24 protein-coding genes are annotated in these 23,727 nt (G+C 62.1%); 14 read left to right on the top strand and 10 right to left on the bottom strand.

What is annotated here, in order from left to right; genetic code table 11:
* Positions 1 to 32 precede the first annotated feature (32 nt).
* Positions 33 to 563 (bottom strand): RidA family protein, encoded by a 531-nt coding sequence (locus M2A_RS08930; RefSeq protein WP_081875513.1) that lies wholly within the window; start codon positions 561 to 563, stop codon positions 33 to 35.
* Positions 564 to 1,070: 507 nt separating this feature from the next.
* Here M2A_RS08930 and M2A_RS08935 point away from each other — a divergent pair.
* Positions 1,071 to 2,165, top strand: coding sequence for a hypothetical protein (locus tag M2A_RS08935; protein WP_045446048.1), 1,095 nt, complete (start codon positions 1,071 to 1,073; stop codon positions 2,163 to 2,165).
* A gap of 58 nt (positions 2,166 to 2,223) precedes the next feature.
* Here the strand turns inward: M2A_RS08935 and M2A_RS08940 are convergent, their stop codons facing one another.
* Positions 2,224 to 3,279, bottom strand: coding sequence for a P1 family peptidase (locus tag M2A_RS08940; RefSeq protein ID WP_045446269.1), 1,056 nt, complete (start codon positions 3,277 to 3,279; stop codon positions 2,224 to 2,226).
* Between the two features lie 210 nt (positions 3,280 to 3,489).
* On the opposite strand from M2A_RS08940, the gene M2A_RS18465 reads away from it, so the two are divergent.
* Positions 3,490 to 4,410, top strand: a complete 921-nt coding sequence (locus M2A_RS18465) for a gamma-glutamyltransferase (RefSeq protein ID WP_052379347.1) — start codon at positions 3,490 to 3,492, stop codon at positions 4,408 to 4,410.
* Positions 4,332 to 5,210: a gamma-glutamyltransferase family protein gene (locus M2A_RS18470; protein WP_052379348.1), complete on the top strand. Its 879-nt coding sequence runs from the start codon at positions 4,332 to 4,334 to the stop codon at positions 5,208 to 5,210. Before M2A_RS18465 ends, M2A_RS18470 begins: the two co-directional genes overlap by 79 nt.
* Here the strand turns inward: M2A_RS18470 and M2A_RS08950 are convergent.
* The 5 genes from M2A_RS08950 to M2A_RS08970 all read right to left on the bottom strand — a co-directional run bounded on the left by M2A_RS08950 (position 5,207) and on the right by M2A_RS08970 (position 10,963).
* Positions 5,207 to 6,226: a glucokinase gene (locus M2A_RS08950; RefSeq protein ID WP_045446051.1), complete on the bottom strand. Its 1,020-nt coding sequence runs from the start codon at positions 6,224 to 6,226 to the stop codon at positions 5,207 to 5,209. The two genes, M2A_RS18470 and M2A_RS08950, sit on opposite strands and share 4 nt — an antisense overlap.
* 16 nt (positions 6,227 to 6,242) lie before the next feature.
* Positions 6,243 to 7,718 carry a sensor histidine kinase gene (locus M2A_RS08955; protein ID WP_045446271.1) on the bottom strand — a complete coding sequence of 492 codons (1,476 nt, stop codon included), beginning with the start codon at positions 7,716 to 7,718 and terminating at the stop codon, positions 6,243 to 6,245.
* A 102-nt stretch (positions 7,719 to 7,820) separates the two neighbouring features.
* Positions 7,821 to 9,251, bottom strand: a complete 1,431-nt coding sequence (locus tag M2A_RS18180) for a dihydrolipoyl dehydrogenase family protein (protein ID WP_045446054.1) — start codon at positions 9,249 to 9,251, stop codon at positions 7,821 to 7,823.
* 66 nt (positions 9,252 to 9,317) lie between these two features.
* On the bottom strand, positions 9,318 to 10,085 hold the full coding sequence (locus M2A_RS18185; RefSeq protein ID WP_045446057.1) for a TVP38/TMEM64 family protein: 768 nt from the start codon (positions 10,083 to 10,085) through the stop codon (positions 9,318 to 9,320).
* On the bottom strand, positions 10,082 to 10,963 hold the full coding sequence (locus M2A_RS08970) for a DUF547 domain-containing protein (protein WP_045446060.1): 882 nt from the start codon (positions 10,961 to 10,963) through the stop codon (positions 10,082 to 10,084). Before M2A_RS08970 ends, M2A_RS18185 begins: the two co-directional genes overlap by 4 nt.
* 392 nt (positions 10,964 to 11,355) lie before the next feature.
* Between M2A_RS08970 and rpmH the strand changes: the two genes are divergently transcribed.
* The 11 genes from rpmH to murI all read left to right on the top strand — a co-directional run bounded on the left by rpmH (position 11,356) and on the right by murI (position 21,167).
* Positions 11,356 to 11,490, top strand: coding sequence for a 50S ribosomal protein L34 (gene rpmH / locus M2A_RS08975; protein WP_045446061.1), 135 nt, complete (start codon positions 11,356 to 11,358; stop codon positions 11,488 to 11,490).
* A 31-nt stretch (positions 11,491 to 11,521) separates the two neighbouring features.
* Entirely contained in the window at positions 11,522 to 11,965 is a 444-nt protein-coding gene (rnpA, locus tag M2A_RS08980; RefSeq protein ID WP_081875514.1) for a ribonuclease P protein component, read from the top strand.
* A gap of 8 nt (positions 11,966 to 11,973) precedes the next feature.
* The gene (gene yidC, locus M2A_RS08985; RefSeq protein WP_045446062.1) at positions 11,974 to 13,782 is read left to right on the top strand and encodes a membrane protein insertase YidC; all 1,809 of its coding nucleotides are present in this window, start codon (positions 11,974 to 11,976) and stop codon (positions 13,780 to 13,782) included.
* Positions 13,783 to 13,786: 4 nt separating this feature from the next.
* Entirely contained in the window at positions 13,787 to 14,500 is a 714-nt protein-coding gene (yihA, locus tag M2A_RS08990) for a ribosome biogenesis GTP-binding protein YihA/YsxC (protein WP_045446064.1), read from the top strand.
* A 50-nt stretch (positions 14,501 to 14,550) separates the two neighbouring features.
* Positions 14,551 to 15,465 carry an acetylglutamate kinase gene (gene argB, locus M2A_RS08995; RefSeq protein ID WP_045446067.1) on the top strand — a complete coding sequence of 305 codons (915 nt, stop codon included), beginning with the start codon at positions 14,551 to 14,553 and terminating at the stop codon, positions 15,463 to 15,465.
* A gap of 29 nt (positions 15,466 to 15,494) precedes the next feature.
* Positions 15,495 to 16,565 carry a DUF1036 domain-containing protein gene (locus M2A_RS09000; RefSeq protein WP_045446070.1) on the top strand — a complete coding sequence of 357 codons (1,071 nt, stop codon included), beginning with the start codon at positions 15,495 to 15,497 and terminating at the stop codon, positions 16,563 to 16,565.
* Positions 16,566 to 16,642: 77 nt separating this feature from the next.
* Positions 16,643 to 17,362: a pyrimidine 5'-nucleotidase gene (locus tag M2A_RS09005; protein ID WP_045446072.1), complete on the top strand. Its 720-nt coding sequence runs from the start codon at positions 16,643 to 16,645 to the stop codon at positions 17,360 to 17,362.
* 101 nt (positions 17,363 to 17,463) lie between these two features.
* On the top strand, positions 17,464 to 18,306 hold the full coding sequence (dapD, locus tag M2A_RS09010) for a 2,3,4,5-tetrahydropyridine-2,6-dicarboxylate N-succinyltransferase (RefSeq protein WP_045446075.1): 843 nt from the start codon (positions 17,464 to 17,466) through the stop codon (positions 18,304 to 18,306).
* A gap of 219 nt (positions 18,307 to 18,525) precedes the next feature.
* Positions 18,526 to 19,704 (top strand): succinyl-diaminopimelate desuccinylase, encoded by a 1,179-nt coding sequence (gene dapE, locus M2A_RS09015; RefSeq protein WP_045446078.1) that lies wholly within the window; start codon positions 18,526 to 18,528, stop codon positions 19,702 to 19,704.
* A 3-nt stretch (positions 19,705 to 19,707) separates the two neighbouring features.
* Positions 19,708 to 20,295 carry a hypothetical protein gene (locus M2A_RS09020; protein ID WP_045446081.1) on the top strand — a complete coding sequence of 196 codons (588 nt, stop codon included), beginning with the start codon at positions 19,708 to 19,710 and terminating at the stop codon, positions 20,293 to 20,295.
* 35 nt (positions 20,296 to 20,330) lie between these two features.
* Positions 20,331 to 21,167, top strand: coding sequence for a glutamate racemase (gene murI / locus M2A_RS09025; protein ID WP_045446084.1), 837 nt, complete (start codon positions 20,331 to 20,333; stop codon positions 21,165 to 21,167).
* 143 nt (positions 21,168 to 21,310) lie between these two features.
* Here murI and truA read toward each other — a convergent pair whose 3' ends face one another.
* The 3 genes from truA to def all read right to left on the bottom strand — a co-directional run bounded on the left by truA (position 21,311) and on the right by def (position 23,578).
* Positions 21,311 to 22,051 (bottom strand): tRNA pseudouridine(38-40) synthase TruA, encoded by a 741-nt coding sequence (gene truA / locus M2A_RS09030; protein WP_045446087.1) that lies wholly within the window; start codon positions 22,049 to 22,051, stop codon positions 21,311 to 21,313.
* Positions 22,051 to 22,995 (bottom strand): methionyl-tRNA formyltransferase, encoded by a 945-nt coding sequence (gene fmt, locus M2A_RS09035; protein ID WP_045446090.1) that lies wholly within the window; start codon positions 22,993 to 22,995, stop codon positions 22,051 to 22,053. The genes truA and fmt overlap by 1 nt, the downstream gene beginning before the upstream one ends.
* A 64-nt stretch (positions 22,996 to 23,059) precedes the next feature.
* Positions 23,060 to 23,578, bottom strand: a complete 519-nt coding sequence (gene def / locus M2A_RS09040; RefSeq protein WP_045446274.1) for a peptide deformylase — start codon at positions 23,576 to 23,578, stop codon at positions 23,060 to 23,062.
* Positions 23,579 to 23,727 lie beyond the last annotated feature (149 nt).

Here is a 23,727-nt window from a genome sequence, read left to right on the forward strand (position 1 = left end):
GTTCAAGAAAGATCCGCGCAAGGCCCGGCCCCTCAACTGTCTTCCGGCAGCACCGCCATGCATTCCACTTCCAGCTTGCCGCCGAGCGCCAGGCCCGAGGCACCGAAGGCGGAGCGGGCCGGGAACGGGCCATCGCCAAAATAGGTCACATAGACTTTGTTGAAATCGGCCCATTCGCTCATATCGGCCAGCATCACCGTGCATTTGGCGATATGGGAAAAATCGGCGCCGTAATGGGCGAGCACCTCACCGATATTTTCCATCGTCTGGCGCGCCTCGGCTTCCATGCCGCCGGGCACAAGCTCCAGCGTGCCGGGTTTCACGCCGATCTGACCGGAAAGATAAAGAATGTTGCCCGCGCGCACCGCCTCGGAAAAAGGCAGGCCCAGCGCTTTCGTCTCCTCACGTGTATATGTCTCGAAAAGCGCGCCGGAGCTGGCTTCGCCTGCCTCATCGGCATGGGCGCCCGGCACCCAGAGGGCGCCCAACAATCCCCCGCTTAAGCCGCCAATACCCAGCACTGCCAGGGCCAAGATGTTCTTTTTCCGTCCGATTTTCCGCATCTGCCTTCCTTTCGGCTTTATCTCTTGCCTGTCCGTCCGCCCCTGCCCCGCGCTTTCCGGAACATGCGCTCATGGCCGCGGAGCCCTTATGTGGGCTTCATTAAGAGATCGGAAAGGGCCTGCAACCTAGCTTTAATGACACTTTTTCTTTGTCTTATAAGAGCTTGTGGCGCAAAACCCCTTTAGGTAAAGTCACTTGGCATGCGCGGGGGCCACGATTCGAAGGTGAAATCGGGTGAGGGGCATTTATCCGGTTTTTCTTGGAAACGTTTTCCCCGTAAAGGCTAAAACAGATGCGCCGAACCGATGCGCCACCGATGCGCCCATGCGCGCGTTCCAGGCCGGTTTAAAGGCAGCGCTCCTTCCGGGGGGTGCCGCTTTGAAGACAGCCCGGACCGCTTGTGGAGCTAGGCAGTCACTCAAGATGCGGGTTTAAAAAATATGTCGAGGCAGACTTCCCCCCACGGCCCCTCCTCTTACGGCCTCCTTTCCTGCGGCCAAAGAGTCATGACAAGCCTGAAGGTCCTGGCGGCGAGTTCTTTCCTCGCTCTCGGCGGCTGTTCCTTTGCCGATGAAGTGCTCTGGCCGGCCGTTTCCGGCGATGACGTGGAAACCAGCCAGACCCAGGCCCAGAACCCGCCGCCGCTTGGCGATACCCAGATTTCCGGCCTGTCCGTCGACACCGGCGCGACGAGCGATACCGCCGTCGGCCGGAAAGTGAGCCAGATCCGTTCCGAACTTGCCGCTCTGCAAGCGCAGATCGAAGCCCATAGCGCCCGCCTCGAGCAGGTACGTGCCGAAACCCGCGCCCATGCCGAGGCCTATCACACCACCAAAGCGGGCATCGAAGCCAAGCTGCAGGTCGGCACCACGCCCGGCAACCCTCAGCTCGTGCAAGCATGGAACCAGTCCCAGTCGCAGCTCGACCAGATCGCCCGCGACGTCAACAACATGACCTCGCTCTCCAACGAGATTGCCGGCGATGCGGCGACCTCCAATTACCTGCTCGACACGACGCAGGCGACCTTCGGTCTTTCCGGCGCCGTCGATCAGGACCACCGCCAGCTCGAGCGGCTGCAGGTGGACACGAACCAGACCGTCGTGCTGATCAACAAACTGCTGAGCGAGCTGCGCCAGGATATCGCCCGCCAGACGACGTATCTGGCCAATGAGCGCTCGAACCTGACGACGCTCTCCAACGCCATCAAGCGCGGCCAGCTCTTCGGCCGCCCTCTCGCCTCCGGCGTCAGCAATGTCACCGCCGAACCCGTCTCTGCCGGGCGCAGCGCCATCCCGACCGGCACGCCGCCGCTTGTGGTGATCCGTTTCGACCGTCCGGATGTCGAGTATGAGCGCGCGCTATACACCGCCCTTTCTCAAGCGCTCGAACGGCGCCCGGCTTCCGAGTTCACGGTGCTTGCCGTGGCTGCCGCCGGCGGCTCGGCGGGCAATGCCCAGCTTGCCCAGTCGCAAAGCCGCAAGAACGCGGAAAAGGTTTTCCAGTCCATGAGCGATATGGGCCTGCCCGCCGACCGGGTGCAGATTTCCTCCACCACCAGCGCCGATGTCAGCACGAACGAAGTACGCATCTTCGTGCGCTAAGGTAAGAGACATGAATTGAAGAAAGGCCGGTGCCCCGCACCGGCCTTTTTTGTTGCGCCTATTTGCCTGCTTCATAGACCCCGCGGGCGATGGCGCGGGCCACGCAGTCGGCAGCAATGGAGCCGAGCGCGGCAAGCGCCAGCGGGCGCATTCCCGCAGGCAGCTCGTGCTCGCCCGTCGCCAAGACGAAAAGCGTGTCGCCATCGACCGGTGTATGAATGGGGCGCAGCGCACGGGCCATGCCGTCCTGCCCCATCAAAGCAACCCGCTTGCATTCAGCCTGGGTCAGGCGCGCATTCGTGGCGATCACGCCGATGGTGGTGTTGCTGCCGGGCGCAGGCGGCACGGCGCCCGCCGCCTTGGTGCCTGCAAACGGATGCAGCGCTGAAAGAGAGGCCATGTCGCCGGGCCAGCCCCGCCCGCCGAACTCGCCCTCAAGCTCGAAAGGGGCCGCCCAGAACTGCTGCGTGCCGGGGATGAAGGCGGAGCCGAAGGCGTTGACCGCGATCAGCGCGCCGACCTGCAGCCCATCGGGCGTGACCGCGGAAACGGAGCCGATACCGCCGCGCGCCGTGCCGACGAGCGCGCCGAGCCCAGCGCCCGCCGCACCCAGTGCGAATGCCTGGCCCCGCCCTTTCGCCGCGTTCTCTTCAGCGTTTTGGCAGGCCGCCCGCCCCAGCGCATGATAGGGCGGCTCCTCGCCCCAGTCCTTGTCGCCGCCATTTGCCAGATCGAACAGGATCGCGGCAGGCACGACCGGCGAGACTTTCGGCGAGGCGCCCATCTGAAAGCCGCGCCCGCGCGCGCCCAGCCAATTGGCCGCGCCGCCCGCCGCATCGAGCCCGTAAGACGAGCCGCCGGAAAGGACAATGGCATCCACCTCCTCCACCAGCCGGTCGGCATCGAGCGCATCCGTCTCCCGCGTGCCGGGTCCCCCGCCCATCACGCTGACGCCGGCCGTTACGCGCCCTTCCGGCAGGATCACGGTAACGCCGGTGCGCACCCGCGCATCTTCCGCCTGGCCGACCGCAAGGCCCTTGATATCGGTAATCAGATTGCGCGGGCCCGGTTTGACGAACCGCCGGCCCTCATCCGCCTTATTCAAATCCGGCATATCCGGCTCCTTCCGGTGAAAGGGCACGCTAAAGAGCGCCTCCTTGGAGGTCAATTACAAGAAGAAGCGCCCCGTAACTGAGCTTTCAGCCAAGTTTGCAGAATTGATCGGTTAACGAGACTGGTGGTTTCGACGGTACTTCTTATATGGCGTATAGTTTTCCGCACGGCGCGCCCGACAAGGGTAACCAGGGGCAAGCAGGGGCAAATCATGCAGCAACAAAAGATCATTCCCGCCGCGGCCATCCTTGCCGCCCTCGTTCTGGCCGTGGCCGGCTGGTTCTTGCTGCGGGCCGAAGAACAGCCCTTCATGGCCAGCACTGCCAATCCTTACGCGACCGAGGCCGCGCTTGAGATTCTGGAAGAAGGCGGCAGCGCCGTCGATGCGGCAATCGCCGTTGAAGCCGTGCTCACCCTTGTCGAGCCGCAATCGTCCGGGCTCGGCGGCGGCGCCTATCTTCTTCACTGGGACGCGCGGGCCGAAAGGCTCGAAACCTATGATGGGCGCGAGACCGCGCCTGCCGGTATCACGCCGGATGTCTTTGTCGATGCGGGCGGTAATCCGCGCCCCTTCATCGAAGCGGTGGTGAGCGGGGAATCGGTCGGCGTGCCGGGCGTCGTTGCCATGCTGCACATGGCGCATAAGGATCACGGGCGCCTTCCCTGGGCGCGGCTTTTCGAACCGGCGCTCAAACTTGCCGAGGAAGGCTTCATCGTCTCCCCGCGCCTTGCCGCGCTGATCGAGTGGTCGCCCGCCCTGCCGAACATTCCCGCCGCACGCGATTACTTCTTCACTCAAAACGCAGAAGGCGAGCTTGTGCCGCATCCTGCCGGCACGCTGCTTAAAAACCCCGCTTATGCGCAAACCCTGCGCCTGGTGCAGCAGGATCCAGCGGTCTTTTACACCGGCGACATCGCGCAGAAGATCGTGCTCGCCGTGCGCGGCGCGCCCACCCGCGCGGGCACGCTATCGATGAGCGATTTGCGCGCTTATAAACCGATCAAGCGCGATCCCCTGTGTGCCTTGCCTACCGCGTTTATAAAGTCTGCGGCATGGGCCCCAGCACATCGGGCGGGCTCACCAGCCTTCAGATTCTGGGCATTCTTGAAAATTTCGATGTCGCAGCGCTAGAGCCCGGCAGCGCGGAAGCGGTGCATCTCATCTCCGAAGCCTCGCGCCTGGCCTATGCCGACCGCGACACCTATATCGCCGATCCGGCTTTCGTCGATGTGCCCATCACCAGCATGCTCGATAAAACCTATCTGGCCGAGCGGGCAAAACTTATCGACATGTCCGCTTCCATGGGCAAGGCGGAGGCGGGCACGCCGCCTCAGGCGGCGGCCGCTCTTGCGCCCAACCGTTCCATCTCGCGTCCCTCCACCACCCATTTCAGCCTGACGGACCGTTGGGGCAATGCCGTCTCCATGACCGCCTCCATCGAAGGGCCCTTCGGCAGCCATCTGATGGCAGGCGGGTTTTTCCTCAACAACGAGCTGACCGATTTTTCCTTCCTGCCGGAGATCGACGGCGTGCCGGTTGCCAATGCCGTGGCGCCCGGCAAGCGTCCGCGCTCGTCCATGTCGCCCTCCATGGTCTTCGACCGGACGGGGAAATTTTATGCCGCCATCGGCTCGCCCGGCGGCAGCCGCATCATCACTTATGTGACGCAGTCGCTGATCGCGCTGCTCGACTGGGAGATGGACATGCAGGCGGCCATCGCATTGCCCCGCCATGTGAACCGCAACGGCGCGACGGAGCTGGAAGCGGGAACGCCGCTTGAAACGCTGGAGCCTGCCTTGCAGGCGCTCGGGCACCGGGTGCTGGTGCGCGAGCTGACAAGCGGGCTGCACGGCATCCACAAAACGCCGCAAGGTCTTGAAGGCGGCGCCGATCCCCGGCGCGAGGGCATTGTGCTTGAAGGCCGGCCTTAAACCGCGCGCCCGGCAAGCGCCATGCGCGCGGCGCGGGCGAGCCCGGAGAATGCCGGGTTCTGCCCTTTGATGAGATAGACCGGCATGCGTGCAAGATGCGGCGTGAAGACACCTTTCGCCTCGAAGCGGGCACGAAAGAGCGCCCGGTCGAAATGGCGGCCGAGCTTCGGCAGAACCCCGCCTGCCAGATAAAAGCCGCCCGCCGCCCAGTAGGTGAGCGCCAGATCGCCCGCCATGGCGCCGAGCCAGCCTGAAAAACAGGAAAGCGTATGCGCGGCCAGCGCATCGCCCTCACCTGCCGCCGCCGCAATGTCAGCCGCACTTGCCAAAGGCGCCGCCGCCCCGGCAAGCGCGGCAAGCGCTCTGTAAAGCCGCACGATGCCGGGGCCTGAGAGAATATGCTCGGCAGCGACATGGCCGCCCGGCCCCGTGCCCTCGCGCGAGAGATGATCGAGAAGGGCGCGCTCTTCCTCGCTGACCGCGCAAAGGCTCGTCTGCCCGCCTTCGCCCGGCATTGCAATCCACCCACCGCCTTGCGGCAACAGCGCCGCCGTGCCGAGCCCGGTGCCGGGGCCCATGGCGGCGAGCGGGCGGCCTTTTTCCGCCGCCCCCTCGCCGATGGGTTCAAGATCGGCGGGCCTCAAGTCCGGCAGGCCAAGCACGCAGGCGGTAAAATCATTGAGCAGAAGAACCGGCACGCCAAAGCGCGTGCCCATCGCCTCGGCGCAAAGCGACCAGGGCGTGTTCGTCATGTGGATGGCCGCCGCCCAGCCTTTCCCTTCCAGCGGGCCTGCCGCGCAAAGGGCAATGGCTGCCGGCGGTTTTGTCCCGGCATGGCTTTCCAGAAAAGCGGCGAGCAGCGCATCGGCATCTTTGAAATGCGAAAGTTCGAAAAGATCGGGCGCGGGCAGCTCCCCCGCGTTTCCCTGAAAACCGGCGGGCACGCGCATGAGCCGCGCATAGGTGCCGCCAATATCGCCAAGAATAAGATCGCCGGATATGTCCTTGCCGTTCACGCTCTTCCTTCCCCGCCTATTGCGCGGCCAATGCGGCAGCCGCCCTGTCCTGGGGAATGCAGATGCGGAAGACCGTCTTGCCCGGTACGCTCTCGATCAAGGTCAACTTACCGCCATGGGCTTCGGCCAATTCCGCGGAAATGGCAAGCCCCAGCCCCGTGCCCCCGGCGCGGGCGGAGCCTGCAAAGGCCTGGAAGAGATGTTTGCGCGCCCGCTCCGGCAGGCCGGGGCCATTGTCCCAAACCTCGATCTCGACTTTGTCGTCCTCTTCGAGCCAGGCCCGCACTATGATTTCGCCGTCGCTGCCCTGGAGCGCCTCGGCGGCATTGCGTATGAGATTGAGGAGGATGCGGAAAAGCTGATCGGGATCGGCATGAATGCGCAGATCCGGCGGAATATCGCAGACAAAAGCGACGCGGCCTTCATCCTCGAGGCCGGAAGCGCTTCTGAGTTCTTCCATGAAATTGGCAAGGAGAAAGAAGCGCCGCTGCGGCGGGTCTTCCTCGGCTCTGCCGAATTTCAGCGTCTTTTCGCAAAGATCAATGGCCCGGTCGATGGAGCCGAAAAGCCGGGGCCCGAGTTTTTGCACCGTGGGATCGCTCACCCCGGCAATGCGGTCGGAAATGAGCTGCGCATTGGCCAAAATGTTGCGCAGATCGTGATTGATCTTGCTCACCGCGCCGCCAAGCGCGGCAAGGCGCGCCTGCTGGTTCAGCGTCGAGCGGATCTGCCGCTGCATCGCTTCAAGCTCGCTTTCGGCAACACCGATCTCATCGCGCCGCCCGGATGCCGTGATGACGCGGCGAATGTCTTCGGGCTTTTCGCGGAAGGCCACCATGTTTTCCGAAATCCGCCGGAGCGGGCGCACCAGAAAGCGGTTGAGCGCAAAGAACAAAAGTCCGGCCGTGATGACGGAGATCACCAGCGAGAGCGTGAAGATATTGATGCCGTAGCCGATCATCGCCCGGCGCAGCGGCGTTTCGTCGATCACCAGATCAATCACATCCCCGCCCATGAAACGCGGCTCGCCGATAACGCGGATCGTGCGCCCGTCCCCGGCAAAGAGCGTTTCAAGCGCATGCCAGATCAATGTCGGGGGAAATTGCTCGCGGGTATCATACCCCTTGTCGATTTCCGGCAGGTTTTCTTTTGTCAGGATCAGACGGCGCGTTGCATCGCGGTGCAGGACGATGGCATAGGCCTCGGCATTCTTCAGAAGCTCGAGCTGCAAGGCGCTCGAAACCATGTTGTCAGGCGTCGCCTCCAGCGCGAGCGTCGCGATCTGCGCGTTGGCAAGACGCTGCTCGAGCCAGTTCAAACGGAAATTGGCGATGGAGGGAAAGAAGATCAGCACTTCCGCCGCCATCACGAAGATGACGGTCAAAAGCAGAAGCTGGGAGGACAATGAGCGCGAATAGCGCGCGGCAAAGCTTTGATGCCCGGCAGAATTCCGGCCCGCGCCTGTCGTTGCATCCAGCTGCTTGGTCCTCATGCCGCGCTCACCTGCCCGCCGGCGCCCGATGCCCGGCCCCCCTTTATACCGCGAATGCCCGTTTTTTGCCAAAAAGACTACGAGGTCATTTGACCGGACATTTTAGCCGAAGAGCTTGAGGAAACGCACAAGAAGCCGCGTCTTGGCGCTATAAAGCGTCGGGGTGTAAAAGCTGCCCGCCGCCCGCTTGCTCACTTCGGTCATGGTCGGATAAGGCGCGATGACACTGGCGAGGGCCGAGATTTTCAGCCCGTTCGCCTTGGCAAGCACCACGGGCTGCAAAAGCTCGCCCGCATTCGGCCCCACAATGCTCGCGCCCAAAATGCGCCCATGAGAATCGCTAATGAGCTTCGCCATGCCCTCGATGCGCCGTTCCGCTTGCGCCCGGTCGTTTTCGGCGAGCGGCCAGCGCAGCACTTCGACCTTGCCGTATTTGCCGCGCGCTTCTTCTTCGGTCAAACCGATATGGGCAAGTTCCGGATCGGTATAGGTCACCCAGGGCACATTGGAATGATCGGCCTTGGCCGGAATTTTAAAGAGCGCGTTACGGATGACGATGCCCGCGTGATAGCCCGCCACATGGGTAAATTGCAGCCCGCCCGTCACATCGCCAATGGCAAAGATTTTCTTGTTGGACGTGCGCAGGCGCGCATCGACCTTGATGCCGCGCTTGTCGAATTCGACGCCGGCATTTTCAAGATCGAGCCCATCGACATTGGGCGCGCGTCCGGCGGCGACCAGAAGATGGGAGCCGGTAATCCGCTCGCCCGGCTTGCCGTCTTCGCCTTTCAGGAGAACGGCAACGCCCTCGCCCTCCTTTTCAACCCGCTCGATGCCGGTGCCTTCGCGGATCGCAATGCCTTCCTTGCGCAGCTGCGCGACGACAATGGCGGCCAGTTCCGGATCATCCTTGCCGAGCACTTTAAAAGCTTCGATCACCGTCACCTCGGCGCCGAGACGCCGGTGCGCCTGCGCCATTTCCATGCCGATGGGCCCGCCGCCGATGATGAGCAGATGTTCCGGCGCTTCCTTGCGCTCGAAGATCGTTTCATTCGTCAGATAGGGCACGCTTTCGAGCCCCGGAATGGGCGGCACGGCGGCGGATGAGCCCGTCGCCACCACGAAGCGGCGCGCCTCGATACGCTTGCCGTCCGCCTCCACCGTCTTTGCATCGATGAAGCGGGCCGCGCCCTTGATGACATTGACGCCAAGCCCTTCGAACCGCTCGACGGAATCGTTGGGCTCGATGGCGCCGATCACGCCGTGCACATGATCATGCACTTTGGCGAAGTCGATTTCGGGCACCGCGGGCTTGATGCCGAAAACCTCGCCCTTGCCCATCGCGTGCGCCTGCTTGCCGGCCGCTAGCAGCGCCTTGGAAGGCACGCAGCCATAATTCAGGCAGTCGCCGCCCATCTTGCCGCGCTCGATCAGCACCACGCCCATGCCCATCTGCACCGCGCCCGCGGCCACGGACAGCCCGCCCGAACCCGCGCCAATGACGCAAATATCCGTCTTGATCGTTTCCGTCATTCCCAGACCTTTTTCAGAACCATTCGTTTACGGAGAATATTGCAAAGAAGAAGCAAAGGCCTGCACTCAGGCTCCGGCCCCACCCGCGCTGCGCGCCTTGAATTTTTTATAAAAGACCGGCACCAGCGACAGGGCGGCAAGCGCCACGATGGGCCCCAGCACTTCCGGCTTGAAGATAATACCGAGATCGGGTTCCTGGCCCGCGGCGAAAATCGCCCCGAGCCCGTTACCGACACTGGCATAAACGAAAGTGCCCGGAATGATGCCGATAAAGGTCGCCGCCACATAGGTGCGCAGCGGCACACCGAGAAAGGCCGGGGCGAGGTTCACCACGAAGAAGGGAAAGAGCGGCACGAGGCGCAGCACCAGAAGATAATTGAAAGCGTTTTCGCGGAAGCCTTCTTCCATCTTGCGGATCGCGCCGCCCGCCTTTGCCCGGAGCGCGTCGCCGAGCGCTGTCTTGGCGGCAAGGAAAACCACGCTCGCGCCGATCGTCGCGCCGATAACGGTCAGGAAGCCGCCGAGCCAGGTGCCGAAAAGAAAGCCGCCTGTCAGCGTCAGAAGCGCGCCGGTGGGCAGCGAAAAGGCGGTGGAGAGCGCATAGGCCAGCACATAGATGCCGACGGCCAGTGCCAGATTGGCCGCCACCCAGGCCCCCAGCGCCTCGCGGTTGTCGCGCAGCGTATCGAGGCTGACATAGTCGTTCAGCCCAAGGCCGAAGAAAGCCCCGAGCCCTGCCACCAGAATGAGCAAAGGCAGAAGCCGTTTGAAAACCGACTTCTTGACTTGCGGGGCGGAGGGTTCTTCCGGGGTGGTTTCAGGTGCGCCGCTCATTCATTCGCCCCTTTTTCATCTTCATCGCCGCGCCATTCATTGAGCGACCAGTCATATTCATAATCGTAGATCCGGCGGGTTTCTTCGAGCTTTGCTTTCAAGGTCGCCGGCGCGAATTCCTTCAGATGCGCGATGATGGCGGCGGGCTTGCCGCCGAAATCGCTGCCATACCAGTCATAAATACTGGAAAGAATGAGCCGCCCCTCCTCAAAACGCGCGCCCCGCTCGGCCCCGATATAGGCCTTGGCCGCCGCGTCGAGCTGCGCATCCAGCTTTGCCGGATCAAGCGGTTTGACCGGCAGGTCCGGGCAGCCGATGGAGGCGCAGTTCAAAACATAATGGGTGCGCGGGTCTTTCCAGATCGGCCGCAGGATGCGGTGCTCGATATCGTCGAGCGAAACCTTGCGCCCCTCGATGGTCAAAAGCTTGGCTTTCCAGGGCCCGGAAGAAAAGAAGCCGGGGGAGATGCCGATATCCTTGATGCTTTTCACCGGATAGTGCTCGGTTACAACTTTGACGGTCAGCGCGTTGTAGAGATTCGCCCAATAAGCGTATTGCTCATCGCGGTTCAACTCAGAGACGGTAATGGCCTCCAGCCCCGCCACATAGGCATCGAGCGCGGCTTTATCGGCTTCATTCGCCTTCAATCCGGCATAATCGACCAAATTCGGGCCTTTTTTGCGGGATTTGACGTATTTCTTGAGCAGTTTCGCCCAGGGCCCGTGGTCGACACTCATCTGACTTGTCTCCTCGAATGCCGTCCATTCTTCCCAGGCCTCCTCGGCGCGAACGGGCGCGGCGAGCAGGATTATCGCGGTAAAGAGCGCCATAAGGGCGCCGGATAACCGGCCATAGGGGAAATATCGGGTTTTGCGCATATTGGGAACCTGCTTAACCTTGAGGGGCAAATACGTCATCTTGAGGCATACATACAGCGGCGGGGATAGAATCCACCGTCCTCTCACACATACGTGACTTGATTTCACCAGGAGTGAACGGTAGGGCGCGGCCGCCCTTGGGGAAGGCCCCTAACCTTTTGACGCTGGTTTGGGCGGGGCCTTTCCGCTCAGTGCCGCTTTTCGCCGAATTTTTGGCGCACGCGCCGGCCTCCCGTTGACTTCCCCCGCACATTTGCCTATACACCGCCCCAGTCTTGCCGCGACATCCGTCTGCGGCTTGTTTTTTCTATTCAGGATGCCCGGCGGCTGGTCCGCCCGCGGTATCCGGGCAGCGCCTTGAAGGCGGGGCCCCAACATGCCGGAGAAAAGCCGTGAAACGGACGTATCAACCTAGCCGCCTTGTCCGCAAGCGCCGTCATGGTTTCCGGGCCCGCATGGCCACGAAAAACGGCCGCAAGGTCCTGGCCTCCCGCCGCGCCAAAGGCCGCAAGCGCCTGTCGGCCTAATTAGGCCGGCGCGGCCTCCGAGAGGTGCCTCATGGACCGTCTCAGGAAACGCCGCGACTTTCTAAGCGCCGCCAAGGGACATAAATGGGCCGCTCCCGGCCTGGTTCTGCAAGCACGCGCGCGGCCCCGTCAGGAATTGGATGGCGGCGAGAAGCGCGAAGACATGCGCGTCGGATTTACCGTTACAAAAAAAGTAGGCAATGCCGTGATCCGCAACCGGGCCAAACGCCGGCTGCGGGCCGCGGCGCGCGACGTTTTGCCCGAGGCGGGCAAAAAAGGCTTCGACTATGTGCTTATAGGACGCAAGGGAACGATTACCCGGCCCTATAGCGCGCTGCTGAAGGATTTGCACCTTGCGCTTGCCCGGGTCCACGGGGCAAAACGGGGGACCTCCCCGCGCGGGGGGCAGCCGGCACACGCTCATACAGATCAGGCTCAGGCCGCTTCACCATCCAAGCCGCAACCCAAAGAGTAGGCGTTTCCATGTCAGACAACCGCAATCTCATCATCGCTATCGCTCTGTCGATGGGTGTTTTGCTCGCCTGGCAATATTTCATTGTCGAGCCCCGGGTCGCCGAAGAGCAGGCCCGTCAGGAAACGCTGCAGGCGCAAGAAAGCGCAAGCGAAAGCGGCAACCTGCCCGCCGTCGAAGGCACGGGCACGCCAGGCTTGCCGGGAAGCGGCGGCATTGCCGGTGAAGTGGACCGCGCCACCGCCGTGACGCGCGGGCCGCGCGTTGCCATCGACACGCCGAAGCTCGGCGGTTCGATCCTTCTGAAAGGCGCGCGCTTCGATGATCTTTTCCTGCGCAACTACCACGAGACGGTGGACCCTGCCTCCGATGAGATCGTGCTTTTCAGCCCGCTCGGCACGCCCGGCGCCTATTTCGCCGAACAAGGCTGGACGGCGGCAGGCGGCGCAGGCATTGCCCTGCCCAATAAAGACACGGTCTGGTCGCTGGAAGAAGGCAGCACGCTGACCCCGGAAAGCCCCGTCACCCTCGTCTGGAATAATGGTGAAGGCCTTACCTTCCGCCGCACGGTCAGCGTCGATGAGAATTATCTTTTCACCGTCACGCAGTCGGTAGAGAACGCGGGCGCCAAACCCGTGACGCTTTACCCTTACGGTCTCGTGCGCCGCTACGGCCTGCCCGAAACCTCAGGCTATTACATTCTGCATGAAGGCCTGATCGGCGTTTTCGGCCAGGACGGTCTTTCGGAAGTCGATTATGACGATGTGATCGAAGACGGCGACGTCTCGCAGGAATCGAAAGCCGGCGGCTGGCTCGGCATTACCGACAAATATTGGGCAGCCGTGCTCGTGCCCCCGCAGGACGCCGCCTTCAAAGGCCGCTTCAGCGAAAACAAATCCGGGCGCACGGAGACCTTCCAGGCCGATTATCTGCTCGACGGCGTGAGCATCCCCGCCGGCGGCTCTTCCTCCGTCAGCTCGCAAATCTTTGCCGGCGCCAAGGTTGTGAACATTGTCGATGCTTATGATGAAGCGGGCATCTTCAAGCTCGATCTTCTGATCGACTGGGGCTGGTTCTACTTCCTCACCAAGCCGCTCTTTATCGGTCTTGATTTCTTTGCGGGCCTGACGGGCAATTTCGGCATTTCCATCCTGATCATCACCGTGCTTATCAAGCTCGTCTTCTTCCCGCTTGCCAACCGCTCCTATGAAGCGATGAGCAAGATGAAGAAACTGCAGCCCGAAATGGAAAAGCTGCGCGAGAAGTACAAAGACGACAAGATGAAGCAGCAGCAAGAGCTGATGGAGCTTTACAAAAAAGAGAAGGTCAATCCGCTGGCCGGCTGCTTGCCGATCCTCATTCAGATCCCGGTCTTCTTCTCGCTCTATAAAGTGCTGTTCGTGACGATCGAAATGCGGCACGCACCCTTCTTCGGCTGGATCCAGGATCTTTCGGCGCCGGACCCGACGACGATCTTCAATCTCTTCGGGCTCATCCCCTGGGACCCGCCCTCCTTCCTCATGCTCGGCGTCTGGCCGATTCTGATGGGCTTTACGATGTTCGTGCAGATGAAGATGAACCCGGCGCCCGCCGATCCCATGCAGCAGAAGATTTTCGCCTGGATGCCGCTCATCTTCACCTTCGTGCTGGCGGGCTTTCCGGCCGGTCTCGTCATCTACTGGGCCTGGAACAACTTCCTCTCGGTCCTGCAGCAGGGCGTGATCATGCGGCGCAACGGCGTCAAGATCGAGCTTTTCAACAATCTCGGCCTCGATAAATTCCTCGGCAAGAAAGAAGCCGACGATCAGACGAAGAGCTAAGCCAATGGACGAGAAAGGCGGGCCGGAAGACGAGGCAGAACACGCCGCCTATCTGGAGCAGGGACGCTGGCTCTTTGCCCAGGCTTGCGACTTTCTGCTCGGCGTTGTGTCCATGAAGCAATTGCCGCCCATGGACCTGCCCGAAGTCGCGTTCGCGGGGCGGTCCAATGTCGGCAAATCGAGCCTTGTGAACGCGCTGACCGGGCGCAAGACGCTGGCGCGCACCTCCAACACGCCGGGGCGCACGAAAGAGCTCAATTATTTCCGCCTCGGCCCCCATACCGAAAGCGGCGAGGGCCCGGCGCTCTATCTCGTCGACCTGCCGGGCTACGGCTATGCGCGCGAAACGAAAACCCGCGTGGAAGCCTGGACCGATCTTGTCATGTCTTACCTTCAGGGCCGGGCGAATTTGCAGCGCGTCATCTTGCTCATCGATTCGCGCCATGGGGTCAAACCCAACGACCGGGAAGTGATGAGCCTGCTCGACAAGGCCGCCGTTTCCTATCTCGCGGTGCTGACCAAAGCCGACAAGCTGAAACCTTCCGAGCTGAAAAAGGTCGTGGAAGCAACAGCCGCCGAGCTGAAAAAGCACCCGGCCGCCCACCCGGAAGTCATTGCCACCTCCTCCGTCACCAAAGAGGGGATCGCGGAGCTGCGCGCCCATATCACCGCGCTCGTGCCGGATCTGGATATGGGCTCGGCGCTGGCAGAGCGCTGACGGCTCGGTTATAAGGGTAGGCAAGTTCGAACGAACAAGGCAAAGCGCGCATGGGCGAGAAGATCAAAGACACGACAGAGGCTCTCAACGAGGCCTGGCTCGACCGGGCCCGCATTCTCTCCGAAGCGCTTCCCTACATGCAGCGCTACGACAAGCGCACCGTGGTCGTGAAATATGGCGGCCATGCCATGGGAGATGCCGGTCTTGCGGCAAAATTCGCCCGCGATATCGTGCTGTTGAAGCAAGCCGGAGTGAACCCCATCGTGGTGCATGGCGGGGGCCCGCAAATCGGCTCCATGCTGAAGCGGCTCAATATCGAAAGCGAGTTTGCGAGCGGCCTCAGGATCACGGACAAGAGCACGGTCGAGATCGTGGAAATGGTGCTGGCCGGCTCCATCAACAAACAGATCGTCGGCGCGCTCAACCAGGCAGGCGGCAGAGCCGTCGGGCTTTGCGGCAAGGACGGCAATCTCATCGTCGCGCGCAAGCTCGAGCATAAGATCCACGATCCTGAATCGAACATCGAAAAGCTGCTGGATCTCGGCTTTGTGGGCGAGCCGCACCGGGTCAATCCGGAAATCCTGCAGACCATCATCGCCTCGGACATAATTCCCGTCATCGCCCCCATCGGGGTGAGCGAAGAAGGCGACACCTACAACATCAATGCCGACACGGCGGCAGGCGCCATTGCCGGCGCCATGAACGCCAAGCGGCTTTTACTGCTGACGGATGTGCGCGGCGTGCTCGGCAAAGACGGCAAGCTCATCCAGCGCCTCAGCGTTGCCGAGGCCGAAGCCCTGATGAAAGACGGCACGATTTCGGGCGGCATGATCCCGAAACTCGAGACCTGCATCGAATCCGTGGAAAAAGGCGTGGAAGCGGTGGTGATCGTCGATGGGCGCGTGCCTCATGTGGTGCTGCTCGAACTTCTGACCGAGCACGGCGCCGGCACGCTGATCGAATAAATAAACCGCATAAAGGGTGGCAACACGGGATGGAAAGATCGGCGGCATATCCGAATGACAGCGCAGCGCGGCCCTACCTCTCTTTGGCGGGTTCCATTGCTGCAGCCTTCGCGCTTGCCGTTTCGCTTCTCGTCCTCGCCGCCGCGCCCGCCAAGGCCGATTATAAATTCTGCAATGCCACGAGCTATGTGCTCAAAAGCGCCATCGCCTATCAGTCGGACGGCGTTTGGAAAAGCCAGGGCTGGCACCAGATCCTGCCCGGCAATTGCGCGCCGGTGCTGCGCGGCGAGATTACCGAAGAGATGTATTACGTCTTCGCCCGCTCGATCGCTGCCCATAAAGGCGGCACGAAATATTTCAGCGGCAACGAGCGCTTTTGCACCGTGCCCGGCGATTTTCTGATCGAGGGACGGGAGACCTGCGTGGCGCGGGGCTATGACGCCCATCACTTCACCAAGGTGGACACGAAGCCGGGCAAGGACTGGACGACGACGTTTTCCGAGCCGCGCGATTATTCCATCAAGCAGGCAAAGATCGCGGGCATTCAGCGCCTTCTCATCGACAATGAATATAAGCTGAGCCGCGTGGACGGCTATGACGGGCGCAACACGACGCGCGCCATCATGTCCTTCCAGCGCTCGATCAATGTGAAGCCGGACGGCGATGTGTCGGATGCGCTTTTCGAGCAGCTCATTGCCGGGGCCGAGCAGAACCAGCGCAAGGCGGGACTCTCCTTCTGCAATCAGACCGAATATCTCGTCTGGGCGGCGGTCGGTTATGAAACCGACCGGGGGCCGGAATCGAGCGGCTGGATCCGCGTGGAGCCGGGCGCCTGCGAAAAGGCGATCAAGGGCCAGCTCAAGAAACGCGATTATTTCACCTACGCGGAAGCGGTGGATGAAAACGGGCTCATTCCCGTCATTGGCGGGCGCGAGCTGATCTGGGGCGGCGATGCGCCGTTCTGCACCAAGCCGACCCGCTTTCAAATACAGGGCCGCGAGCGCTGCGTGGAGCGCGGGCTCGACACAACAGGGTTCAAGCGCATCGATACGGGCGAAAAGCTGATCTGGCAGGAAACGCTGACGGCGCCTGCCCCTTAAAGCTTAGGCCTTGCAACGCCCGGCCCGCGCCCCATTTTTCTTTTAAGCCTCGTTGCCCGGAGATTTGAGTGAGCGACATGTTGAACGAGCCTGAAAACGTTCTGGAAAACCGGCAAGCGAGCCCGGATTTTTCCCATGTCGATACCTGGATTTTCGATCTCGACAACACGCTCTATCCCTCGCGCTGCAATCTTTTTGCGCAGGTCGATCAGCGCATGAGCGCCTTCATTGCCGATTATCTGCGGGTCGATCCCGTGGAAGCGCGCCGCATCCAGAAACTTTATTATGTCGAGCACGGCACGACCCTGAACGGGCTGATGAAAGAGCACGGGCTGAAGCCGGAAGCTTTTCTCGAATATGTGCATGATATCGACGTTTCGATGCTGGAGGCCAATAAACGCCTTTCCAAGGCCATCGACCGGCTGAAGGGGCGCAAGCTCGTCCTGACCAATGGCAGCCGCGGCCATGCGCTGAATGTGACGGGCCAGCTCGGCCTCACGGATCATTTCGACGAGTTTTACGGGATCGAGGCGCTCGGCTATGCGCCCAAGCCCCATGCCGCCGCCTATGACCGGTTTTTAGAACTGAGCGGCACGGAGCCCCTGCGCGCGGCCATGTTCGAGGATATCGCCCGCAATCTCGAAGTGCCCCACACGCTCGGCATGACGACGGTCTGGGTGCGCCCGCCGCTTCACCCGGACGCCGCCCGCCATGAAAAGCTTGCCCATGAAGGGGCGGACGGCCCCCATGTCCATCACGTCACCGACACGCTGGAAGACTTTCTCGAAACGCTGTGAGGCCCGCTCTCCCGCGCCGCCCGCCGCCCCTCCTTTGTTGACAGATCGGGGCAGGCCGCTATCTTGCCCGCCGATCCCCATGCCGAGCAAAGGACATCTTCATGAGCGCCGACCTTAAATCCGTCATCGAAGAGGCTTTCGAAGCCCGCGACACGATTTCGACCTCCACGCAAGGCGAGGTGCGCGAGGCGGTGGAAGAAGCGCTCAATCTGCTCGACAAGGGCGAGGCGCGCGTTGCGGAAAAATCCGGCAAGGACTGGACCGTCAATCAGTGGCTGAAAAAGGCTGTGCTGCTCTCCTTCCGCCTCAACGCGATGGAGCCCATCAAGGGCGGGCCCGGCGAAAACACCACCTGGTGGGACAAAGTGCCGTCCAAATTCGAAGGCTGGGGCGCCAATCAGTTCACGGCCGCCGGTTTCCGCGCCGTGCCGAACTGCGTGGTGCGCCGCTCGGCCTATATCGCGCCGGGCGTCGTTCTGATGCCCTCCTTCGTCAATCTCGGCGCTTATGTGGATGAAGGCACGATGGTCGACACCTGGGCGACGGTCGGCTCCTGCGCGCAGATCGGCAAGCATGTGCATATTTCCGGCGGCGCGGGCATTGGCGGCGTTCTGGAGCCGCTGCAAGCCGGCCCTGTGATCATCGAAGACAATTGCTTCATCGGCGCGCGTTCGGAAGTGGCCGAAGGCGTGGTGGTGCGCGAGGGTTCGGTGCTTTCCATGGGCGTTTTCATCACCGCCTCGACGAAAATCATCAACCGCGAGACGGGCGAAGTGCATATGGGCGAAGTGCCGCCCTTCTCCGTCGTGGTGCCGGGCTCGCTGCCGGGCAAACCGCTTCCCGACGGCACGCCGGGCCCGAGCCTTTATTGCGCCGTCATCGTGAAAACGGTGGACGAGAAAACCCGCGCCAAAACCTCACCGAACGAGCTTTTGCGCGACTGAGGCACTAGAAACGTATCGGGGGCGCGCGCCGTTCCCATCCGGTACAAAGCCGCATCACATTCGGCTGTCATCCCGGCCCCCGTGCCGGGATCCACAAAAGCCTTTGGGCGCTGAAAGACCTCATGGACCCCGGGTCAAGCCCGGGGTGACGCCTTTCATTCGCCGCCCCACCCAAAGCCTGAATTGACGCCCCGCCCGCCACCGGCTACATCCGAGGGCATGGCACAGGCATCTTCCCCCTCGCAGCTCCTCGATCCGGTCGCTTTTGCCGCCGAACTGATCCGCTGCCCCTCCGTCACCCCTGAAGAAGGCGGCGCGCTCGATCTTTTGCAGGCGCGCCTTGAGGCGCTGGGCTTTACCTGCACGCGCCTGCCCTTTTCCGAGGAGGGGACGCCGGATGTGGACAATCTTTATGCCCGCATCGGTACGGAAGGCCCGAACTTCTGTTTTGCTGGGCACACGGATGTGGTGCCGGTCGGCGATGAAGCGGCCTGGAGCGCCGATCCCTTCGGCGGGGAAATCAAAGACGGCGTGCTTTTCGGGCGCGGGGCAACGGATATGAAAAGCGCGATTGCCGCTTTTGCCGCCGCTGCCGCGCGCGTTTTAAAAGAGGGCGCGCCCAAAGGCTCGATCTCTTTTCTCATCACCGGCGATGAAGAAGGCCCCGCCGTCAATGGCACGCAGAAGATGCTGGACTGGTGCGCGGCCCATGGCGAGGTGATTGACGACTGCCTCGTCGGCGAGCCGACGAACCCGCGCGCCCTTGGCGATATGATCAAGATCGGCCGGCGCGGCTCGGTCAATGGCTGGCTCACCGCTTACGGCGCGCAGGGCCATGTCGCTTACCCGCACCTTGCCGACAATCCCGTGCCGCGCATGGCGGCAATGCTTTCGGCGCTGGCCGCCCTCAAGCTCGATGAAGGCACCGAGCATTTCCAGCCCTCCAATCTGGAAATCACCACGGTCGATGTCGGCAACACCGCGACCAACGTTATTCCGGCGGAAGTGCGCGCCCATTTCAATATCCGCTTCAACGATCTGCAAACCGCAGAAGGACTTGAAGTGCTGGTGCGCGGCGTCCTCGACAAAGTGTGCGATGAGATGGGCGGCAGCTACGATCTTCTCTTCAAGAAAAGCGGCGATGCATTCCTCACCGCGCCGGGCCGCCTTTCCGATATCGTTGCCGGCGCCGTTGAAAAAGTGACGGGCCGGGTACCTGAGCTTTCCACCTCCGGCGGCACGTCGGATGCGCGGTTTATCAAGAACCATGCGCGGGTCATCGAATTCGGCCTTGTCAGCCAGAGTATGCACAAAGTGGACGAGCACATTGCGGTCAAGGATATCGAGCAGCTGACCGATATTTACGAAGCGGTGCTGCGCAGCTATTTCGGAACCTGACCCATGCCGAGCCTCGATGAAATATTGCAAGCGCTGCGCGGTGCCATCGGCATTGCCCTTGGCGATGAAAACGCCATGCGCCATTTCGAGGTCAGCACGGAAGCCTTTTTCCGCTCCTTCTTCGCATTCATCCCCGCCCTGCCCTTCTATCTGCTGATCACCACGGCGGAATGGCGCATCATTTCAGAAACGCCGGACGTGACACTAACGCTCGACAAAAGCGGCTTTCTCGCCGTCAAACTTTTAAGCGCGGCGCTTTCCTGGATCGTCTTTCCGGTGGTTCTCGGCATTCTCGCGCGGCCCCTGCGCATCACGCGCAGCTATGCCCAATACATCATCGCTTATAATTGGGCGAGCCTGCCGGTGCTGGCAGCGGCGTCCTTTCCCTTCGTTCTTTACAGTATCGGCATGCTGCCGAAAGAAGGGGTGAGCTTCATCTATCTTTTCCTCTTGCTCGGCATTCTCTGGTACCGCTGGAAAATCGCGCTGGCCGCCCTTGGCGCGGGAGCGGGACTTGCGGCCGGTGTCGTTGTGCTTGATATCGGGACCGAAATCATGGTCGAGTTCGCCACAGGCGCGGCGTTCTTTTAAGGCTTTCTTTTAAGGCTTCCTGGGGGAGAGGCGTAATGAGCGATAACAGGCCGATCGGCGTCTTCGATTCAGGCATGGGCGGGCTCACCGTCCTCAAAGCCTTGCGCGCGGCGCTGCCCGGCGAAGACCTCGTCTATCTGGGCGACACGGCCCGCCTTCCCTATGGCACCAAAAGCCCGGAGACCGTGCGCGCCTATGCGCTGCAAGCCGTGCAACTTCTCATGAGCCATGATGTGAAGCTCGTCGTTATCGCCTGCAACACCGCCTCCTCCGTCGCGCTTGGTCCTCTCTCCGACGCGCTCCGCCCCCTCCCCGTCATCGGCGTGGTGGAACCCGGCGCTGAAGCTGGCTGCTCCGCGACGAAGAACGGGCATATCGCCGTCATCGCCACGGAAAGCACCGTCAAAGGCGGGGCTTATGAGCGCGCCATCCATGCGCTGAACGCGGACGCGCAAGTCACACAGCTTGCCTGCCCGCTTTTCGTCGCGCTGGCAGAGGAAGGCTGGACGGAAGGCGAGGTCACCGAAGGCGCGGTAAAACGCTATCTCCTGCCGCTTTTCCCCGACGGCGGTGAAGTGCCCGACACGCTGGTGCTCGGCTGCACGCATTTTCCCGTTCTCGCCCCGGCCATCGGCCAGGTGCTGGGCGATAAAGTGACGCTGGTCGATTCGGCGGCCACTACCGCGCGCGCCGTTGCCTTAACGCTCAAGGACAAAGATATTGCCCATGCGCCGGCGGATGAGAAAAGCATTGTGCGCTTCATGGCAACGGATTCGCCCGAGCGCTTTGCCAGGGTGGGCAGCGTCTTTTTCGGAGAGGCGATCGAGCCGGAAAATGTCGAGCTGGTGGATTTGAAACCGGCACCCGCCTAAGCCGCCTGCTCCCCCTTGCTGTCATGGCCCGGCTTGTCCGGGCCATCCACGGAGGCTTACCTCAGCCTTTGTTTTTGCCGCTTATGGATGCCCCGCATAAAGCGGGGCATGACGACGGGGAAACACGAAAAGGCAAAGAGCCTCTATTCGTAATCGACCTGAAAAAGATAAAGCCCTTGCGGCGGGGCGACGGGCCCGCAGGCGGCCCGGTCTGCCGCTTCCAGCGCCCGGCGCATATCCGCCGCGCTCCAACGCCCCTCGCCCACCTGTTTCAGCGAGCCGACAATGGAGCGGACCTGATTGTGGAGGAAGGAACGCGCGCGGCAGACGATCTCGATTTCCTCTCCGTAGCGGGAGACCGACACCTCGTCCATGGTTTTGACCGGCGATTTCGCCTGGCAATGGGCGGAGCGGAAGGTCGTAAAATCATGTTTGCCGATGAGCACCTGCCCCGCCTCATGCATGGCGCCCGCATCGAGCGGGGCATGGACGAGCCAGGCGCGGTCTTTATCCACGGTCAAGGGCGCGCGGCGGTTGATGATGCGGTAGCTGTAATGCCGCCGCCTTGCGGAAAAGCGGGCATCGAAATCCTCGCCGACTTTTTCCGCAGCAAGCACCGCCACCGCATGGGGCTTCAGGTGAAAGTTCACCGCATCGCGCAGCTTGTCCGGGGGCGCCTCTTTTTCAAGATCGATATGGGCGACCTGTCCCAGCGCATGGACACCTGAATCCGTGCGACCCGCGCCGAAGACCGTGACTTTTTCTCCGCAAAACCCTTCGATGGCCGCGCTCAGCGCATCCTGCACGGCGCGCCGGTCCGCCTGGGACTGCCAACCGTTAAAATGCGTGCCGTCATATTCGATGGTGAGCTTGTAGCGGGGCATCAGGCGAGCCTTTCGCCTTTTTGCAGGGGAAAGCCGCGCAGAAACTCTTCCGCGCTCACCGCGCCCTTGCCCGCCCGCTGCACCTCAAGGAGCTGCAATGCGCCCTCGCCGCAGGCGATGGTGAGCCCCTCCAGCACCGTGCCGGGCGCACCCTTGCCGCTACTTAGGTCTTCCACGGGCCGGGCTTTCAAAACTTTCACCCGCTCGCTCTTGCCCTTGCGGGCCATCTCGAAAAAGGCGCCGGGGAAAGGCGTCAGGCCCCTGATATGCGCATCGAGTTCGCGGGCCGGGCGCTGCCAATCGATCCGCGCCTCGGCTTTTTCGATCTTATGGGCATAGGTCACGCCTTCTTCTGCCTGGGGCGTGGCTTCCAGCGTGCCGCGCGAAAGAGCGGCAAGGGCGCGCACCATCAAATCGGCGCCCCGGCGGGAAAGTTCGTCATGAAGGCTGCCCGCCGTGTCTTCCGGCCCGATGGGCACATGTTCGGCCAGCAGCACGGGGCCCGTGTCGAGCCCTGCCTCCATTTGCATGACCATGACGCCGGTTTCCGCATCCCCCGCCATGATGGCGCGCTGGATGGGCGCGGCGCCCCGCCAGCGGGGCAGCAATGAGGCATGAAGATTGAGACAGCCGAGGCGCGGGGCCTCCAGCACCGCCTGCGGCAGAATGAGCCCATAGGCGACGACCACCGCCACATCGAGATCAAGCGCGGCAAACGCCTCCTGCTCGGCCGCGTCTTTCAGGGAACGGGGCGTGCGCACCTCAATGTCGTTTTCCTCGGCGAATTGATGGACCGGGGATTTCTTTTCTTCCATGCCCCGGCCCGCTTTCCTCGGCGGCTGGGAATAGACGGCCACGACCTCATGGCCGGCGGCCAGAAGCTCGCCCAGCACCGGGACGGAAAAATCGGGTGTGCCCATAAAGGCGATACGAAGTGCGCTCATGAAAGGTGAGTAGCGCGGGCGGGGCCTCTCCGCAAGCCTGCGCCCCGCAAAGCACCGGGCGAGCTCAAGCCAGTTCCTGATGGCGCTTCAGTTTCTGGACCTTCTTGATGGCCCGGTCGCGCTTAAGGCGGGAGAGGTAATCGATGAACAGCACCCCTTCCAGATGGTCCATCTCATGCTGGATGCAGGTGGCAAGCAGCCCGTCGCATTCCAGCACCTGTTCCTTGCCCTCGTAATCGAGGAATTTCACGGTCGCCTCGGCGGGCCGCTCCACTTCCTCGTAATAGTCGGGCACGGAAAGGCAGCCTTCCTCGTAAACGGCTTTATCGTCCGAGCGCCAGGTAATCTCAGGATTGACGAAATAGCGCGGCTGCGGCTCTTCATCCTCGCGGGCAAGGTCCATGACGATGACGCGCACAGGCTCGCCCACCTGAATGGCGGCAAGGCCGATGCCGGGCGCGGCATACATGGTCTCCAGCATATCGTCCATCAGCGCGCGCAAGGCGTCATCCACCTTCTCCACAGGCTTGGAGACCTGCTTCAGGCGGGGGTCGGGCGCGGTGATGATTTCTCTGATGGCCATAGGGGTGAAATAATCGCCCCGCCCCGCCCCGTCAAGCGCGCGCCCAACGCGCATATCAGCGCCCATAAAGGTTAACTCCCTTTATTCCTTGAGGTTTTGCCGGTTTGCACAGCTTTTTGCTGGGAAGTGTCCCGGCATATCAGCAGAGG

This window comes from Tepidicaulis marinus (assembly GCF_000739695.1).
Lineage (GTDB): Bacteria > Pseudomonadota > Alphaproteobacteria > Parvibaculales > Parvibaculaceae > Tepidicaulis > Tepidicaulis marinus.